Source organism: Rhizobium sp. BK251 (assembly GCF_004345245.1).
Classification (GTDB): Bacteria; Pseudomonadota; Alphaproteobacteria; order Rhizobiales; family Rhizobiaceae; genus Rhizobium.
In genome coordinates this window covers 301991-317918 of sequence record NZ_SLUQ01000009.1, presented here as the reverse complement: position 1 = coordinate 317918, position 15928 = coordinate 301991, and the positions used below count along the sequence as shown (strand labels likewise).

Here is a 15928-nt window from a genome sequence, read left to right as displayed (position 1 = left end):
GGAGTCGTTGCGGCGGCACGCGGCGGTCCGTCCGCCTGATCCTTGTTTACTTGTAGGGATCAGCCGCATCACGCAACCCGTCTCCGAGGAAATTGAACGCCAAAATCACGAGAACAACAGGTATTATCGGGAACAACAACCACGGATAGAATGCGATGATGCTGACACTTTTCGCCTCGGTCAGCAATATTCCCCAGCTGGTAATCGGCGGCCGCAGGCCTAGGCCAAGGAAGCTGAGAGCGGTCTCGCCGAGGATCATGCCGGGAATGGAAATGGTAGCGGACGCGATGAGGTGGGACATGAAGCCTGGGATGAGGTGCCGTCCGATGATGCGCGGCGTGCTCGCGCCCATCAGCTGGGCGGCGACCACATAGTCTTCCTCTCGCAGCGCCAGAAGTTTCGAACGGACCGCGCGGGCAAGCCCGGTCCAGTCGATGATGCCAAGAATGATGGTGATCCCGAAATAGACGAGGATCGGGCTCCAGGTCACGGGCATGATCGCCGCCAGCGCCATCCAGAGCGGCAGCGACGGCAGTGATTGCAGCACCTCGATCAGGCGCTGCACGATCAGGTCGAAAAGGCCGCCCCAATAGCCGGCAAGACCGCCGATGATGATGCCGAGCATGAAGCTGATGCTGATGCCGATGAGGCCGATCGTCAGCGAGATGCGGGCGCCGTAGATGATGCGCGACAGTACGTCGCGGCCGAGCCTGTCGGTCCCGAGCAGGAACATCTGTCCGCCCACGGCCGGGCAAACCAGATGGAGATTGGATTCCACGAGACCCCAGAAGCGGTAGGAATCGCCTCTGCAGAAGAAGCGGATCGGCTGCACGTCATTCGGCTGGTCGGAATAGATGCGTCTCAGCGAGTTGATGTCCAGCGTCATCGAGCGGCCGTAGACGAAGGGCCCTACGAAATTGCCGTCATGGAAAAGATGCACGCGTTGCGGCGGAGAGTAGATGAAGTCCACGTTGCGCGTGTGAAGATTGTATGGCGCAAGGAATTCGGCGATCGCGATCGAGCCGTATAGCAGCAGCAGGAAGATGCCTGAGAAGTAAGCGAGCCGGTGGCGCTTGAACTTCCACCACATGAGCTGCTTCTGCGAGGCACGGTGAAAGCGCGTCTGCGTCGCCGAACCGGTCTCGAGCAGCATCGGATCGAAGGGCGCCGACGAGACGTAGTGGGTCAGGGGTGCGCCGGGTTCGGGTAGGGGCGTTGTCACTTGGTGCTCCTGCCTTGCAGCCGAATACGCGGATCGAGGAACCCGAGCGCTATGTCCGATATCAGCACGCCGATGACGTTGAGGAAGGCAAGGAACATCAGGAACGATCCGGCAAGATACATGTCCTGGCTCTGCAGGGCCTTCACCAGCATCGGCCCGGTCGTTTCGAGCGACAGCACGATCGCGACAATCTCGGCACCGGATATGATGGAGGGCAGGATCGAGCCGATATCGGCCACGAAGAAGTTAAGCGCCATGCGCAGCGGATATTTTATCAGCGCCCGCATCGGATGCAGGCCTTTCGCACGGGCGGTCACGACATACTGCTTCTGCATCTCGTCGAGCAGATTGGCGCGCAGGCGGCGGATCATGCCTGCCGTGCCCGCGGTGCCGACGATGACGACGGGGATCCACAGATGTCCCAGGATCGACTTCGCCTTGTCCCAGCTCATCGGCTGGTTGAGATATTGCTGGTCCATCAAATGGCCGATCGACAGGCCGAACCACACATTGGCGAAATACATCAGGATCAGCGCCAGCATGAAGTTCGGGATGGCGATGCCAAGAAGCCCGAGGAAGGTCAGCCCGTAGTCGCCCCAGCTGTACTGATGGGTCGCCGAATAGATGCCGATCGGGAACGCGATCAGCCATGTCAGCAGGATCGTCGTGAAGGAAACGAGAATCGTGAGCCAAAGCCGGTCCCCCACGACGTCCGAGACCGGCAGCTGATATTCGAAGGAATAGCCGAAATCACCATGCAGCATGCCGCCAAGCCAGTAGAAATAGCGGACAACCGCGGGCTGGTCGAAGCCATATTGATGGCGAAGCTCCTCGATTTCCTGTAGGTTGGCGCTTTCGCCTTGTGCCTGCAGTTCGGCGATCTGGCTCTGGAAGAAGTCACCCGGCGGCAGTTCGATGATCGTGAAGACCAGTGCCGAAATCACCAGAAGGGTCGGCACCATCGCGGCGATGCGCCATATAATGTATCTCAGCACGTCACACCTCCCCCTTCAGCCAGAAAGTGTCCGGCAGGTAGATGCCGAGATAACAGGTGGGGTCGAAGCCGTAGAGTGCCTTGCCGGGCATGTTCTGCAGGCGGGCCGAGCGGAGGAGGGGCGTCAGCGTGCCGTTGATCAGGCCGATGGAGAATACCTGCTGGGTATAGATCGAAAGCATCCGGTGCCAGATATCCGCGCGCTCCTGGTGCTGCGCTGTATCGCCCCAGCGGTTCAGAAGGGTCACGAGCTCGGTCACTTCGGGAATGTCCGGCGCGGTGCCCTGCGTGCCGCCGGAAAGATAGTACATGCCCCAGAGCGGCCATTGCATCTGGTCGTCGACGGTCGGCGCCAGCTGTCCGGGATACATGTCGGCCGTCGCGACACCATTGTCCAGGCCATACCAGATCGACATCATGATGCTGCCTGCCATGGCGCGGCTGCGGAAGATGTCGCGCTGGGAGGTGCGGGTGTAAAGCGCGATGCCGACCTTGCGCCAGTGGTCCGTAATCAGCTCCAGCACGTCGGTGTCGAGCGTGCTTTCGCCCGGCGTCTCGACCGTAATCTCAGCTGCCCGTCCGTCCGGCAGGAGCCGAATGCCATTATCGTCCCGCTTCTCCAGTCCAAGTTCGTCCAGCAATGCATTTGCCTGCTGCGGATCGAAATCGATCCAGGCGTCGGCGTATTCCGGTTTGAAGAGCGGGCTCTCCGGCAGCACCGTGTCGGCGCTCGCCGTACCGAGCCCGTAGAAGGCCACCATGTTGATCTCATGGCGGTCTATGGCAAGCGAGAGCGCGCGGCGGAAGCGGACATCATGGAAGAGGCTGCGCCAGGCGGGATCGGCGCAATTGAGGTTCGGCAGCAACGCGAGCCGTGAACCGCGCGCGAGCTTCCACAGATCCACCTTCACCGGAAAGCGCTTCTCCGCCTCCTTGAGGAAGGTGTAGTCGGAAAAGTCGAGGCCCGTCGCCTGAAGGTCGCTTTCGCCCGCGCCCGCCTTCGCTGCTATGATCGACGACGAACTGACGTTCAGGACGAACTTGTCGATGTAGGGAAGCTGGCGCCCGTTCTCGTCAACGCGATGGAAGAAGGGGTTCCGCTCGAATATGAACTGATCAGCCGGAGGCGCGGTGCGGTTGCGCCAGGGATCGAGCGTCGGCAATTCCGGATTGTTCGGTCGCGACGCAAGCGCCATCTTGATATGGAGGTCGGCCCATTTCTTGACGCGGTTTTCCTTCATCAGCGCCGACATGCGGAAGTCGTCCTGATACTTCTTGTGGAACTGCTTCAGGTAGTGCCCCGGACCATAGATGACGAGCGGCAGCGGGCCGGCGAGGCTCGGCAGGAAATTCGGGTTAGGGCGGTCCCAGCTGTAGCGGACAGTAACCTCGTCTAGGACCTCGAACCGGGGGAGGTTGCCGTGCGGGCGAAGCTCAAGCGCCCCACCGCCCGGCGTCAGCTCCTTGTTGAGGATGACGTCTTCCCACCAGTAGCGGAAGTCATCGGCGGTAAAGGGGGCGCCATCCGACCACCTGTGGCCTTCGCGGAGCGTGAAGGTGAAGACCGTATCGTTCTCGGCCTTAAAGTCCTCAAGGATATCCGCGTGCAGCGAAAGCCTGTCGTCATATCCGACGAGCCTCGAATAGCCGTAGACGGTCATGTAGCGGATGTCGCGTGCGCTGCCGATGATCGTGCGGACCGTGCCGCCATATTCGCCGGGCACGCGCCCCAGCTCCTTCATATTGATGATCCGCGGCCTCATCGGAAGCCGGTCAGGAAGGGGAGGGACCTGTCCCGCCCGCAGCCACGGGCGCAGGAATTCAGGCTCGTTGTCGCGATCGGCGGCGCGTGCCGCGCCGCCGATCAGCGCCGAACCAAGCATGCCGAGAACGGTTCTGCGCGTTACCACGAGCGTAGTTCCTGTGCATTGGCGCCTCGGCGGGCGCGCACCAGATGGCCGCCGCCGAGATCGGCGAAGGCAAGGCCTTCCGGATTTTCCTCGTGGAAGTCCTCGCCCCAGCTCTGCTTGTCCGCTGCGCCGTTGGCATGCAGCGCCTTGAAATCCAGCGGCCGGTCGAGGTCCGGGAATGGGACGGCCGCCAGCAGCGATCGCGTATAGGGGTGCACGGGATCGCGCAGGATGATCTCGCGCGGCGCGATCTCGACGATCCGGCCCTTGCACATGACCGCGATGCGGTCGGCGATATAGTCTACTACGGCCAAATTGTGCGAGATGAACAGATAGGTGAGGCCGAGCTGCTTCTGCAGGTCCTTGAGAAGGTTCAGGATCTGTGCCTGCACGGAAACGTCGAGCGCGGAGACCGGCTCGTCCAGGATAAGAAGCTTCGGCCCGAGGGCGAGGGCGCGTGCGATGCCGATGCGTTGGCGCTGACCGCCGGAGAAGCTGTGCGGGTAGCGGTTCAGATATCTGAGGTCGAGGCCGATAGCGCGCATCAGACCTTCCACCTTCTCCTTGCGGTAGGCGCTGTCGCCCATGTCGTGGATCTCGAACGGCTCGCTCAGGATGTTGCGCACGGTCATGCGCGGCGACAGCGAGGAAACCGGATCCTGGAACACCATCTGGATCTTCGTGCGCAGCTCCTGCAGGTCGCCGTTGCGCGCCGCCAGCACGTCGATGTTCTCATTGCCGTCATGCAGCGTCACGGAGCCTGTGTCCGGGGTAATGGCGCGCATGAGGATCTTGCTGACAGTGGTCTTGCCGCAGCCGCTTTCGCCGACGAGCCCGAGGCATTCGCCGCGGCGGATATCGAAACTGACGTCATCGACGGCCCGGAACACCGTGGCGTCGCGCGGCTTGAAAATGCCGCGCTTTCGCGTGCCATAGGTCTTTGAAAGGTTTCGCACCGAAAGAAGCGTCTCGGGACCGGTCGGCTCCTGCTTCTTCTTGTTGCCGAGCAGCGTGTCGATATTGATCGGAATCTCACGCAGCGCCTTCAGCCGCTCGCCCGGCTTCATGTCGAAATGCGGTACGGCCGCCATGAGCCCCTTGAGGTAGGGATGCTGCGGCTTTCTGAAGATTGTCTCGACCGGGCCGGCTTCCATGATCTCGCCGTGATAGATGACGACGACCTCGTCCGCCATGTTGGCCACGACACCGAGATCGTGAGTGATCAGCAGCACTGCCATATTGAGCTTGCTCTGCAGCTCGCGCAGCAAGTCGAGGATCTGGGCCTGGATGGTGACGTCGAGCGCCGTCGTCGGCTCGTCGGCGATCAGGAGCGCCGGCTTGCATATCAGCGCCATGGCGATCATGGCGCGCTGGCGCATGCCCCCCGAGAGCTCGAAGGGATACATGTCGTAAGTGCGGTGCGGATTGGGAAAGCCGACGAGACCCAGCATTTCTTCGGTGCGCGACCGCCTCTCGTCCTTATCGAGCTCCGTATGGATGCGGAGCACCTCGCTGATCTGGTTGCCGACCGTGTGCAGCGGCGAGAGCGAGGTCATCGGCTCCTGGAAGATCTTCGCCATGCGGCTGCCGCGCAGTGTCCGCATCTCGATGCCGTCACGCGGCAACGGAATGACGTCGGTGGTTTCGCCGTTCAGCGGGTCGGTAAAGAGGATGCGGCCGGTCGCCTTCGCCGGTGCCGGGAGGATGCCCATGATGCTCTGGCTGATGATCGACTTGCCCGAGCCGGACTCGCCGACGAGCGCCGTCACCTTGCCGGGCAGCACCCTGAGGCTTGCGCCTCTGACCACGCGCAGTTGATCCCCGAAGATCGAAAAGGAGACGTCAAGATTCTCGATACGCAGCAAATCAGTCCCAGACGCCATGCCAAAGAATTTCCCCGATCGCGTACCAAGTGCGGCTCTTTCAGGCACACTATCTTACAGAAAACAGGGTGTCCAGTTGGCCGCCGGCGGCCGGGGAGGGCCGCCGGATATGTCACAGCCAAAGGGCGTAGTCGCCTGCAATTACTGCATGAATTTCTCGAGTTGCGGACGCGCAGTTGCCTGCTTCTTCGCGTCGCGATGCAGCAGGATCACCTGTTCGGCCTCCGAAAGGCCGTCATGCGACGCTTCCTTGAAGCTGTCCTCCAGACGAAGCGGCGGCTGGGCCGGCCTAGGCTGCAGCACAGTGACCTTCTGGCGTACGCCGCGCAGCTTTTCCTCGCCGAGTGTGGTCCAGTCGCCACCGCAATAGCTGGCGAAGGCCTGGCTCGCGATGACTTCGCGGGAGTACTTCTTGGTGAGACTCTGGAGGCGCTGCACCTCGTTGACGGCAGAGCCGAAAGCCGAGAAGGTCAGCCTGTCCTTCAAGCCGACATTGCCGAGCATGACGTTGCCGACATGGAGCCCGATGCCGTAGCGCACGGCGCTGAAGCCCTTCTGCTGGCGCTCGTTGTTGAGTTCGGAAACGCGCGCCTGCGCCTGGTTGACGGCAGACAGCGCGGCCTCGCAGGCGATCTTGGACGGATCCTTGTGCCGGCCGCAAGGATAGACCGCCAGGAACCCGTCGCCGAGGAAGCTCAGGATCTCGCCGCCGTTGCGGTTGAAGGGCGCTGCAATGGCGTCGAAGAACTCGTTCAGCGTGTCAATATAGGCCTGACGCCCTTCCTTCTCCGCATATACAGTCGACTGGCGCATGTCGCCCATGACGAGCGCGGCGCGGATCGTCTCGCCGTCACCGCGGCGGATCTGGCCGTTGAGCACGCGCTTGCCGGCGTCGCCGCCCAGATAGGTCGTCAGCATGTTATTGGCGAGCTTGCCGAGCACGGCCATCTTGGCCGCGACGGCCAGATGGTTCTGCATGCGCAGCAGCGCGGCGATCATGTCGTCGCTGAAGCCGCCATGGCTGTCGGTCGACCAGGAGCCCATCATCCCCTGCACGGAATCGTCGCCGAAGGGCTGCACGAAGGCAAGGTAATCGGTGATCCTGTCCTTACGGAGATCATCGAAGATGGGGAATTCGGACGGTCCTTCCGGCATGATGCGGCGGCGCAGATGCTGCAGGTTGTTGTCGAGCAGGTGATAATAGGGGCTCTGCAGAAAACGGTCGGGCTTGCTACCGGCCGAGTGCCGGTATCCCTCGATCGTGACGCCGCTCGCCCGCCGCCAGGTGAAACCGAGCGCGTCATAGAGCGGATGCAGCATGGAGAAAGTGAGATGGACGCGCGCGATGGGAAGACCCGCCGCAGCGATGCGTTCGCAGAAACCGCGGACAATGGTTTCCAGATCCTGCCCGGCCAAGGAGGCCTGGGTCAGCCATTCGGCAACCCGGTCCAGAAGAGTGGCGGAAACGCTGGCTTCGATAGTGCTCATTCCTGGTTGTAATCCTCAGAAAGCACGTCGGTTCGGTCCGGCCGAAACGCGCTGCACGCGCACGCATCGTTCATGCGCGGGGCAGGAGGCACTGGGTCAGGATGAACAAACGGTATTATGTCTAAACACGGTGCCGGACATTTCCGGCGCCACCACTCGTCCGGCACGTCCCTTGGGGGAAAAAGGGCCGGGCGAGCATTTCTTTCAGCAAAAAAATCCAATGTTAAGCGTCAAGTAGGCATGCGGGCGGTCTTAAACAATGGGTTTCGCGATGATTTTTTTCGGGTGCGCTACAATAAGCGCACATTGAATCACCTTCGCGGTGCTGTGGTTGATGCGAGCCAATTAAGGCGAGGATGGGGCAGCGGCTCTCCGGGCGGGCACGCCCTGTCGCGGGCGGGCGACGCGGGTTTCCTTCATTCCAAGATTGCTCTAGATCAGGATCCGGTGTGCAATATGCACAGCTTTCCGGACCCACGCCCGACCGCAGCGAGATGACATTGGCTGACCGTTCTCCCCACTTCGAAACCCTCCTCGGCAGGATAGAAACGCGCAGTGCCCGCGCCGGCATCATCGGCCTCGGCTATGTCGGCCTGCCGCTCGCCATCACCGTCGCACGCGCCGGCTTTCCGGTGACAGGCTTCGACATTGATCCCGCCAAGATCGTATCCCTCGATGCGGGACGCTCCTACATCGACGCGGTGAGCGATGACGCGCTCGCAGCCGAACGGGATGCGGGACGATTCGGGGCGACGACCGATTTTGCCGAGCTTGCTGCCTGCGACATCGTCGTCATCTGCGTGCCGACGCCGCTGACCAAGCACCGTGATCCCGACCTTTCTTTCGTGGAGGCAACAAGCCGGGCGATCGCCGCGCGGCTGCGCCCCGGCCAGTTGATCGTGCTTGAATCGACTACCTACCCAGGCACCACCGACGACATCGTCAAGACGATCCTGGAAAAGACCGGCCTCAAATCAGGCGCGGAGTTCTTCCTCGGCTTCTCACCGGAGCGCGAGGACCCCGGCAACCGCGACTACCACACCGCAACGATCCCGAAGGTCGTGGCCGGCGACGGCGCTGATGCGCTGGCGCTGATGCAGGCCTTCTACGGCGCGGCGGTAAAGACGGTCGTGCCGGTCTCCTCCAATGCCACGGCCGAGGCGGTGAAGCTCACAGAAAACATCTTCCGCTCGGTCAACATCGCGCTCGTCAACGAACTGAAGACTGTCTATGCGGCGATGGGAATCGACGTCTGGGAGGTGATCGACGCGGCGAAGACCAAGCCGTTCGGCTACATGCCGTTCTATCCGGGGCCCGGTCTCGGCGGGCACTGCATCCCGATCGATCCCTTCTATCTCACCTGGAAGTCGCGGGAATACGAGCTTCCGACGCGCTTCATCGAGCTTGCCGGCGAAATCAACTCCGCCATGCCGCGCTATGTCGTCGGCAAGCTTGCCGAGGCACTCGATATCCGTTCCGGCAAGGCGCTCAGCCGCTCGCGGGTGCTGGTCGTCGGGCTTGCCTACAAGAAGAACGTCGGCGACATCAGGGAAAGCCCGTCCCTGCGGCTGATCGAGGTGATCGAGGAACGCGCCGGAAGGGCCGACTATCATGATCCCTTCGTGCCGGAAATTCCCTCGACCCGCGAATACCAGGCCCTCAAGGGACGCAAGTCGGTCACCCTGACGGAAGAAACGGTGAAGGCCTGCGACGCGGTATTGATCGCCACGGACCACGACGATGTCGACTATGCGGCGATCGCTCGATGGTCGCCGCTGATCATCGACACGCGGAACGTCTTTGCGCGATGGGGTTTGTCAGCCGACCATATCATCAAGGCGTGACGGCTGGGGTCAGGGCGAGACGGGCAGCGCGATCGCCGCTCCCGCTTCGCGCGCGGGCGGTTTCTTCGCCTTCATCCGGCTTGCCGCCATCGAATAGCCACCGCCGGCACCGTCGATGAAATGGATATGGTCGTGCAGGAGCGGCGAAGGGACGATGCAAGTCACCAGCGCCGAATCCTGCCGATGCAGGCCGTAATGGCAGATACCCCTGCGCTCTGCCTCTTCCAGGAGCGCCTCGATCCGCCGCAGATGCTCTTCGTCGACATCGATCGTCATCTTCAGCCCGTCGTCGAACTTGCGGAAATCGGAATTCTGCGACACCTCGCGACGATAGGCCCGGAAGTTGAAGGTGCTGATCGTGATGTTGGAGATCTGCAGGAATATGGCGAGGAAGACCTCCCAGAGAATGACGAGCCGGCGGCGGAAGCGCTTGCCTTTCGGCGCGGTCGCCTTCACTTCGCTCTCGACGCCGTTCTGCGAGAAGAAGCTTACATCCGGCCCTTCCTCGGGCACGGGATGGCCGTTCCTGTTCTGCTCCGCTGTCACGGCGATGATGGCGCCGACTAGGTCCTGGAATTCCTTTAATGCGTCGGGCTGGGCCGAGACAGCAATGATCGAGACGATCTCGCCATTGCTGGCGCCGATCGGATTCCAACGGCAGGAGAGCCCGGCGAGATCCGGCCGCGTGCTCGGCGCCGCCGGCTCGACACCGTAATTACCCCTCTTCATCTCCGCCTCCGCCCAGCTTGCGCCGCCGCCGGCGAACATGGCGTAGGAAATGTTCGGGCTTGCGCCATAGCGGGCGACACGGACATCGAGACCCTGCCGGCGAATGTCGCCGATCGGCACGACGGCGATGCGCAGCGTGAGACCCATCTCCTCGCCTGCCCATACCTGGACCGCTGCCAATGCCATCCGCGCCTGCTGTTCGAAGCAGGAGGGCAGGGCGAGCAAGGCGCCGTCGCCTCCGAAAGCGAAAGGATAGTCGCCCATGTTGACGGCGTTGAGCACGGCGGAGATGACGCTCGCACCCACCATGTTTACATCCTTGTAGCGGCCGGCCTCGAGTGCAGACGTGGATCCCACGATATCTGCAAGGGCCAGGATCCAGTCCTCCGGTAGGGGGCTATAGTTGTCGGCGTCCGCCACGCCTTCGAAACGCGTGAAGACGGGGAGGCTCCTGTAGAAGGTATCGGCAGGGGCTTCTTTCATGGCCCGAGTCTAGCACAGACCGCGTCTTTCGCCGCTACGCGATTTTTGCCGCGGCCACTGATCGACTTTCCCGAGGGCCCTATGCTAATCGGGATCTCCTTGCCATGACAACGAGCCCCAGCAACTCATGAGCCGCCTCGACAGCTTCATCCGCCGACTGACGGCACAGCGCGATATCCTCGACACGCTCCCGGACATGGTGGCCGCGGTGGAGGGGCCGATTCTCGAGCTCGGCCTCGGCAACGGCCGCACCTATGACCATCTGCGTGAGCATTTTCCGGGGCGACGCATCATCGCCTTCGACCGGGAGGTGCGCTCCTTCGCCACCTCGACGCCCGAGGGCGAGAACATGGTGATCGGCGAAATAAGGGAAACGGCCCAGACCTATGTCGGCATCGGCGCGGCACTTGCCCATGCCGACATCGGCACCGGCCATGACGGGCTGGACGCGATTACGCTCACCTGGCTGCCGCAACTGATGGCCGGCGTCGTGGTGTCAGGCGGCATCGCCGTCAGCGGCTTGCCGCTCGACCATCCGGCGCTCCGTCCGCTGCCGCTGCCGGCGACGGTCAAGGAAGGCCGCTACTTCCTCTACCGGCGGGTCTGAGAAAACTCAGCGCAGCAGCAGGACGTCGAACTGCTCCCGGTCGATCGGAATATCCGCCACTTTCATCTGCCTCTGCTCTTCTTCGAAGAAGACGAGGCACTCGTCGTAGAATTCGGCAAGATACTGGACGAACGATGCGGCCCCAGCGCCGTAAAAGACCGGCGTGAACTCCATGTAGAGCGGCACCCTGCGCTCCATCAGCCGCTCCATCGAACGGCAGGCGACGGGCTCATACCCCTCGATATCCATCCAGACGAGACCGACCGCGTCGAGGGACGTGCCTGCATCCGCAAGGATATCGCCGACCGGGCGCACCGGCACGACGATCCTCCTATCGGCGGCACTCTGGCGGATCGCGCTGCTCTTGCCGTGATTGCTGCCGTGGAGAAAGAAATCGATCTCGCCCGAGGTCTCGCCTGCCGCGCAATTGACAAGCGTCACCCGTTCGCCAAGGCCATTCTGCGCGATGTTCGCCCGCAGGAGCGCGAAGTTGCGGGGATCCGGCTCGACACTGACAATGTGCCGGTAGCCGCTGTCGAGCGCGAAATAGACGGTCTGCGTCCCGATATTTCCGCCGAGCTCGAGGAGCACGCCCTCGTCGCGATAGAGCTTCTTCTCCTTCAGCACGGCGATGAGGCTCTTGACGCGATCGCGCTCGAAATGCCCCTTCCGAAAGACCTTGCGGCCGATATAGTCGGAGGGCGAGAAGCTCATCAGGTGATCGCCGCCATCGACCGTCATCGACGTTACGCGTGGACCGATATTAGAAATCAGCAGTTCGCGGCCGAAGCGCGTATCGAAGAACCAGCTTGCCACACGGTTCCTCACCTTGCGGAGCCGGCGCTTCCAGAATTTTGCCGTCAGTCGTCTGCGATCGGGGCCCATTGCATCCTTCAGGCGAATACGCCGCTTTTTTCCTTGGGAACCACGTAGATCTTCAGCGGTCCGCTCCTGCCTCTGATGGCGATGTCATGGCTGTCGATTCCGGAAACGTCGACGCCGGAAAGGGCGGCGACCGGTTCGGAAATGACGAGCTCGGCATCGTATTCCTTCGCGACGGATTCCAGGCGGCTCGCCACGTTGACGGTGTCGCCGATCGCCGTCAGGTTGCGCGCCCTGCCATAGCCCAGCGTGCCGACCACGGCCGGGCCGGTATGGATGCCGATCGCAATCCTCAACGGCAAGGTAAGCTCTTCTGAGAGCTCCTTGTCGAGCCTGTCGATCTCCTCGATGATGCGCGCGGCAGCGGCGAGCGCCTGGCGACAGCCGTCCGCGGCCGTTCCGTTCAGGCCGAAGAGAGCCATCGCGCCATCGCCGATGAACTTGTCGACCCGACCGCCTGCCTGCTCCACAGCCTGCCCGACAACGGCAAAATAACGATTGAGAAGAAAGACGATGTCAAAGGGCAGTCGCGTTTCGGTCAGCATCGTGAAACTGCGCAGGTCACAGAAGAGGACCACGATCTCGTGCTCCCGGCCGGGATTGGCCGTAACGCTGTTTGCCGGAATGTCGCCTTCCGGCGCCGGAACCAGGAGCGGCGCAACGCTGAGATCGGCGACCGGTCGAAGCTGGCAGGCGAGGCGGACGTCGGGGCCGGCGGCGATGCGGTGGAGCGTGTGTCTCTCGATCGGCCCCGGGGCGGGCAGCGAGGCAGCGCCCTCGATGACCTGCACCCTGCAGGTGGAGCATTGCCCCTTGCCACCACAGACCGAATAATGCGGCAGTCCGCCCAGCCGGCTTGCCTCGAGCACCGTGAAGCCACGCGGCACGCGCACGATTTCGCCGCCGGGATAGCGCACGGCGATGAGGTTTGCCCGTTCCTTGAGCTTGCGACGGGTCCGCAGCGCAACGACGCTCAGGACAGCGAAGGCGAAGGATCCATAGAGAATGACCCGGATGCGTGCGATTTCGGCGTCGGCCTCTCGGGAACCGTAATAACTGCGCGAGCCACCATAATTTTGGGATTCGCCATAGTAGCCGCTGGGATTACCACCCTCCTCGATCTCCGCCTCCAGCGTGCGGCCCATCTGTGCGAAGCCGAGCAGCGCAAGGACCGGCAGCAGGATCGCAAGTGTCAGCAGCCAGGGCGCGGCCCGCCCGTACCAGGGACGATAGCGCAGCCAGTAGTGCACGCCGATGCAACCGTGGAACCAAGCGGCCACCACCGCCAGGGCCTGGCGCGCGCCGTTCAACGGCGAGGAGATCCAAAGCAGCCGTATGATCGTGTGGTAGGTGTCGGAGTAGCGGTAGAGCTCGTGGACGATCCGCGTGCCGACGACATGGTCGATCAGGATCACCGGAATCGACAGGCCGACAATGATCTGGAGGGCTTCGCTTATCGGCATCACGAGGCTGCGCCTGAGATAGAGCGAGCGCAGCACGAGCAAGACGTGGACGACCACTGCGCCATAGAAGACGAGCGTGCCGAGCGGATTGCGCCACAGTATGACGAACCATTGCCGACCCTCCTCGGCGGCGGAAAGCGAGATCAGCCCGAGCGAGTGGTTCGTCAGATGCAGGACGACGAAAAGGAAGATGAGAAGGCCAGACCCCAGTCGTGCGTTGCGCACGAACTGCTCGGAGAGAAGAGGTGTCTGGACTTGCGTGGTCATCGATCGCGGTTCTTGAGGGTATCGGTTCACAACTGCATTGAAAAACGTTAGGACCGCCAATAGTTCAAATTCATTCCATCCGATCCGGTAGTCTGAACGCACGTTTTTGTGAGCGCAGAATACAGAACTTGCGGAGAAAGAAAGTGGCCCCAGCCGGAAACAGTGTGTCTCCCCGCGGTTCGTTAGCGGTTTCGGCTGGAAGTGTAAATCGGGCGCGGCTCCTCGCGATCGGGAACCTGCCAGCGAAAAATGCATGGGCTCGAGGACCGGGACAGAGCCGGAACCCGTGGTGAACGCGATGCGCATCGCCTTCTACGCGCCACTCAAGCATCCCGCTTACCCGGTCCCTTCCGGCGACAGGCTGATGGCGCGCCTCCTGATTGCTGCGCTGGAAAAGACCGGACACAGCGTCGAAGTCGCTTCGGAACTGCGGAGCCTCAGCGGATCGCCCGATGGGCCGGAGCGGGTGGAGATCGAGAGAAAAGCCCAGGACGAAGTCAGGCGCCTGGCAGGGGAATGGCGCAAGGCGGGGCCACCTGACCTTTGGTTCAGTTACCATCCCTATTACAAGTCGCCCGACCTGATCGGCCCTTCGCTCTGCAGGGAATTTGCCGTTGCCTACGCAACAGTGGAGGCGTCCTATTCGCGCCGGCGCAACGAGAGCGGCTGGGGCGAGTTGCAGGCGACCGTCGCAGATGCCGTTCGCCAGGCTGCCATCAATATCTGCATGACGGTGCGCGATCAGGAGGGGCTTTCCCTTGCCATCCCCGAAGGACGCTATGCGCGGCTGAAACCTTTCATCGACGTCTCACGCTTCGAAGCCGCCGGACCTGCCGGCGATGGGCGTCGGCTCGTGGCGGTGGCGATGATGCGCCGGGGGGACAAGCTCGCAAGCTACGCAATGCTGGCACGCGCCCTCGAACGCCTTGCCGACCGTGACTGGACGCTGACATTGATCGGCGACGGTCCGGCGCGTGCGGAGGTCGAGGCTATGTTCGCGACATCAGGGTCGGAGCGGATCGAGTGGCTCGGCGAGCGTAGTGCCGAAGAGGTCGCCCGGCTTCTCTCGAAGGGAGGCATCTATGTCTGGCCGGGTTGCGGGGAGGCCTATGGCCTTGCCTATCTCGAGGCGCAGGCCGCCGGCCTGCCGGTCGTCGCCCAGGCGACCGCCGGCGTTCCTGAGGTCGTCATGGACGGTATAACGGGTTATCTGACGCCGGACGGCGATACCGAGGCCTATGCATCAGCAATCCGGCGGCTGCTGGACGACGCCGGCAAGCGCAGTTCCATGGGTGCGGCGGCACGGCAATTTGTCGTCAATGAGCGCTCGCTCGACCAGGCGGCCCACCATCTCGACTCAATATTGCGGCAATATGTGGAGCAACGGCGATGATCGATCATGGGGCATGGAAAGCGCTCGACGATGCGCTCGATCGCTGGGCTGCTGTCGGACGCCGCGCAAAGCTCTGGCTGCGGGACGACGATGCGATCGAGCCGACGACGGCGCTCGACCGATTGCTCGGCCTGACCACCGCTCATTCCATTCCGTTGACGCTCGCGGTGATTCCAGCCCCGACAGGCACGGAACTGGCGGAGCGGCTTGCGGCCGAGGCGGGTCTCTCCGTCGCCATCCATGGCTGGTCGCACAAGAACCACGCACCGATCGGCGAGAAGAAGCAGGAGCTGGGTTCGCATCGCCCGGCCGAGACCGTGCTGGGCGAGCTACGGCAGGGCCATGACCGCCTTCGAGAACTCTATCCGCAGCAGTTCGTGCCGATGCTCGTGCCGCCATGGAACCGCATCGATGCCCCGCTCGTGCCTGCACTTGCCGGCTGCGGCTTTTCATGCCTTTCAGTCTACGGACCGATCAAGACCACGAGCCCCATGCCGCTCATTAATACGCATGTGGACATCATGGACTGGCACGGGACCGGCGGCGGGCACGATCACGGTGAACTCGTCTCCGGGCTGATCGGCGAATTGCAGAGGCGGTTCGACGGCGATCCCGAACCTGTCGGCGTCCTGACCCATCACCTCGTCCATGACAAGACGGCCTGGGAATTCGTCGAACGCCTGCTTCGGGCGACCTCGGGGCATCCGGCGGTGGAATGGTTTTCGGTCGCGGATATGCTGCCTGGACGCCCGGGCTAGAGGCC

12 protein-coding genes are annotated in these 15928 nt (G+C 62.6%); 4 read left to right on the top strand and 8 right to left on the bottom strand.

Annotation, left to right across the window (positions count from 1 at the left end):
* Nucleotides 1-46: 46 nt before the first annotated feature.
* The 5 genes from EV286_RS24210 to EV286_RS24190 form a co-directional block, all read right to left on the bottom strand.
* Nucleotides 47-1222, bottom strand: a complete 1176-nt coding sequence (locus EV286_RS24210) for an ABC transporter permease (protein ID WP_132959730.1) — start codon at nt 1220-1222, stop codon at nt 47-49.
* On the bottom strand, nt 1219-2217 hold the full coding sequence (locus tag EV286_RS24205; protein ID WP_132959729.1) for an ABC transporter permease: 999 nt from the start codon (nt 2215-2217) through the stop codon (nt 1219-1221). The genes EV286_RS24210 and EV286_RS24205 overlap by 4 nt, the downstream gene beginning before the upstream one ends.
* A 1-nt stretch (nt 2218) precedes the next feature.
* Nucleotides 2219-4126 (bottom strand): ABC transporter substrate-binding protein, encoded by a 1908-nt coding sequence (locus tag EV286_RS24200; RefSeq protein ID WP_132959728.1) that lies wholly within the window; start codon nt 4124-4126, stop codon nt 2219-2221.
* A complete protein-coding gene (locus EV286_RS24195) occupies nt 4120-6009 on the bottom strand; it encodes an ABC transporter ATP-binding protein (RefSeq protein WP_132959727.1) in 1890 nt (629 codons plus the stop codon). The genes EV286_RS24200 and EV286_RS24195 overlap by 7 nt, the downstream gene beginning before the upstream one ends.
* A 141-nt stretch (nt 6010-6150) precedes the next feature.
* Nucleotides 6151-7497 carry an adenylate/guanylate cyclase domain-containing protein gene (locus tag EV286_RS24190; RefSeq protein ID WP_132959726.1) on the bottom strand — a complete coding sequence of 449 codons (1347 nt, stop codon included), beginning with the start codon at nt 7495-7497 and terminating at the stop codon, nt 6151-6153.
* A gap of 500 nt (nt 7498-7997) precedes the next feature.
* Here EV286_RS24190 and EV286_RS24185 point away from each other — a divergent pair, with 500 nt between their 5' ends.
* Complete coding sequence (locus tag EV286_RS24185; RefSeq protein WP_245500812.1) at nt 7998-9341, top strand: nucleotide sugar dehydrogenase; 1344 nt, start codon at nt 7998-8000, stop codon at nt 9339-9341.
* A 9-nt stretch (nt 9342-9350) separates the two neighbouring features.
* Here the strand turns inward: EV286_RS24185 and EV286_RS24180 are convergent, their stop codons facing one another.
* Nucleotides 9351-10553: a DUF3095 domain-containing protein gene (locus EV286_RS24180; protein WP_132959725.1), complete on the bottom strand. Its 1203-nt coding sequence runs from the start codon at nt 10551-10553 to the stop codon at nt 9351-9353.
* 127 nt (nt 10554-10680) lie between these two features.
* Between EV286_RS24180 and EV286_RS24175 the strand changes: the two genes are divergently transcribed.
* A complete protein-coding gene (locus tag EV286_RS24175; protein ID WP_132959724.1) occupies nt 10681-11160 on the top strand; it encodes a class I SAM-dependent methyltransferase in 480 nt (159 codons plus the stop codon).
* A gap of 6 nt (nt 11161-11166) precedes the next feature.
* On the opposite strand, the gene EV286_RS24170 is transcribed toward EV286_RS24175, so the two are convergent.
* Nucleotides 11167-12045, bottom strand: a complete 879-nt coding sequence (locus tag EV286_RS24170) for an FkbM family methyltransferase (RefSeq protein WP_132959723.1) — start codon at nt 12043-12045, stop codon at nt 11167-11169.
* An 8-nt stretch (nt 12046-12053) separates the two neighbouring features.
* Nucleotides 12054-13772 (bottom strand): adenylate/guanylate cyclase domain-containing protein, encoded by a 1719-nt coding sequence (locus EV286_RS24165; RefSeq protein ID WP_132959722.1) that lies wholly within the window; start codon nt 13770-13772, stop codon nt 12054-12056.
* A gap of 298 nt (nt 13773-14070) precedes the next feature.
* Between EV286_RS24165 and EV286_RS24160 the strand changes: the two genes are divergently transcribed.
* Both EV286_RS24160 and EV286_RS24155 read left to right on the top strand, forming a co-directional pair.
* Nucleotides 14071-15165, top strand: a complete 1095-nt coding sequence (locus EV286_RS24160) for a glycosyltransferase family 4 protein (RefSeq protein ID WP_132959856.1) — start codon at nt 14071-14073, stop codon at nt 15163-15165.
* Nucleotides 15162-15923: a polysaccharide deacetylase family protein gene (locus tag EV286_RS24155; RefSeq protein WP_132959721.1), complete on the top strand. Its 762-nt coding sequence runs from the start codon at nt 15162-15164 to the stop codon at nt 15921-15923. Before EV286_RS24160 ends, EV286_RS24155 begins: the two co-directional genes overlap by 4 nt.
* Nucleotides 15924-15928 lie beyond the last annotated feature (5 nt).

Excerpts from the sequence above, each read along its gene's own strand:
- EV286_RS24175 (WP_132959724.1), top strand. The coding sequence starts at position 10,681 with ATGAGCCGCCTCGACAGCTTCATCCGCCGACTGACGGCACAGCGCGAT.
- EV286_RS24195 (WP_132959727.1), bottom strand. The coding sequence starts at position 6,009 with ATGGCGTCTGGGACTGATTTGCTGCGTATCGAGAATCTTGACGTCTCC.
- EV286_RS24190 (WP_132959726.1), bottom strand. The coding sequence starts at position 7,497 with ATGAGCACTATCGAAGCCAGCGTTTCCGCCACTCTTCTGGACCGGGTT.
- EV286_RS24165 (WP_132959722.1), bottom strand. The coding sequence starts at position 13,772 with ATGACCACGCAAGTCCAGACACCTCTTCTCTCCGAGCAGTTCGTGCGC.
- EV286_RS24155 (WP_132959721.1), top strand. The coding sequence starts at position 15,162 with ATGATCGATCATGGGGCATGGAAAGCGCTCGACGATGCGCTCGATCGC.
- EV286_RS24160 (WP_132959856.1), top strand. The coding sequence starts at position 14,071 with ATGCGCATCGCCTTCTACGCGCCACTCAAGCATCCCGCTTACCCGGTC.
- EV286_RS24170 (WP_132959723.1), bottom strand. The coding sequence starts at position 12,045 with ATGGGCCCCGATCGCAGACGACTGACGGCAAAATTCTGGAAGCGCCGG.
- EV286_RS24180 (WP_132959725.1), bottom strand. The coding sequence starts at position 10,553 with ATGAAAGAAGCCCCTGCCGATACCTTCTACAGGAGCCTCCCCGTCTTC.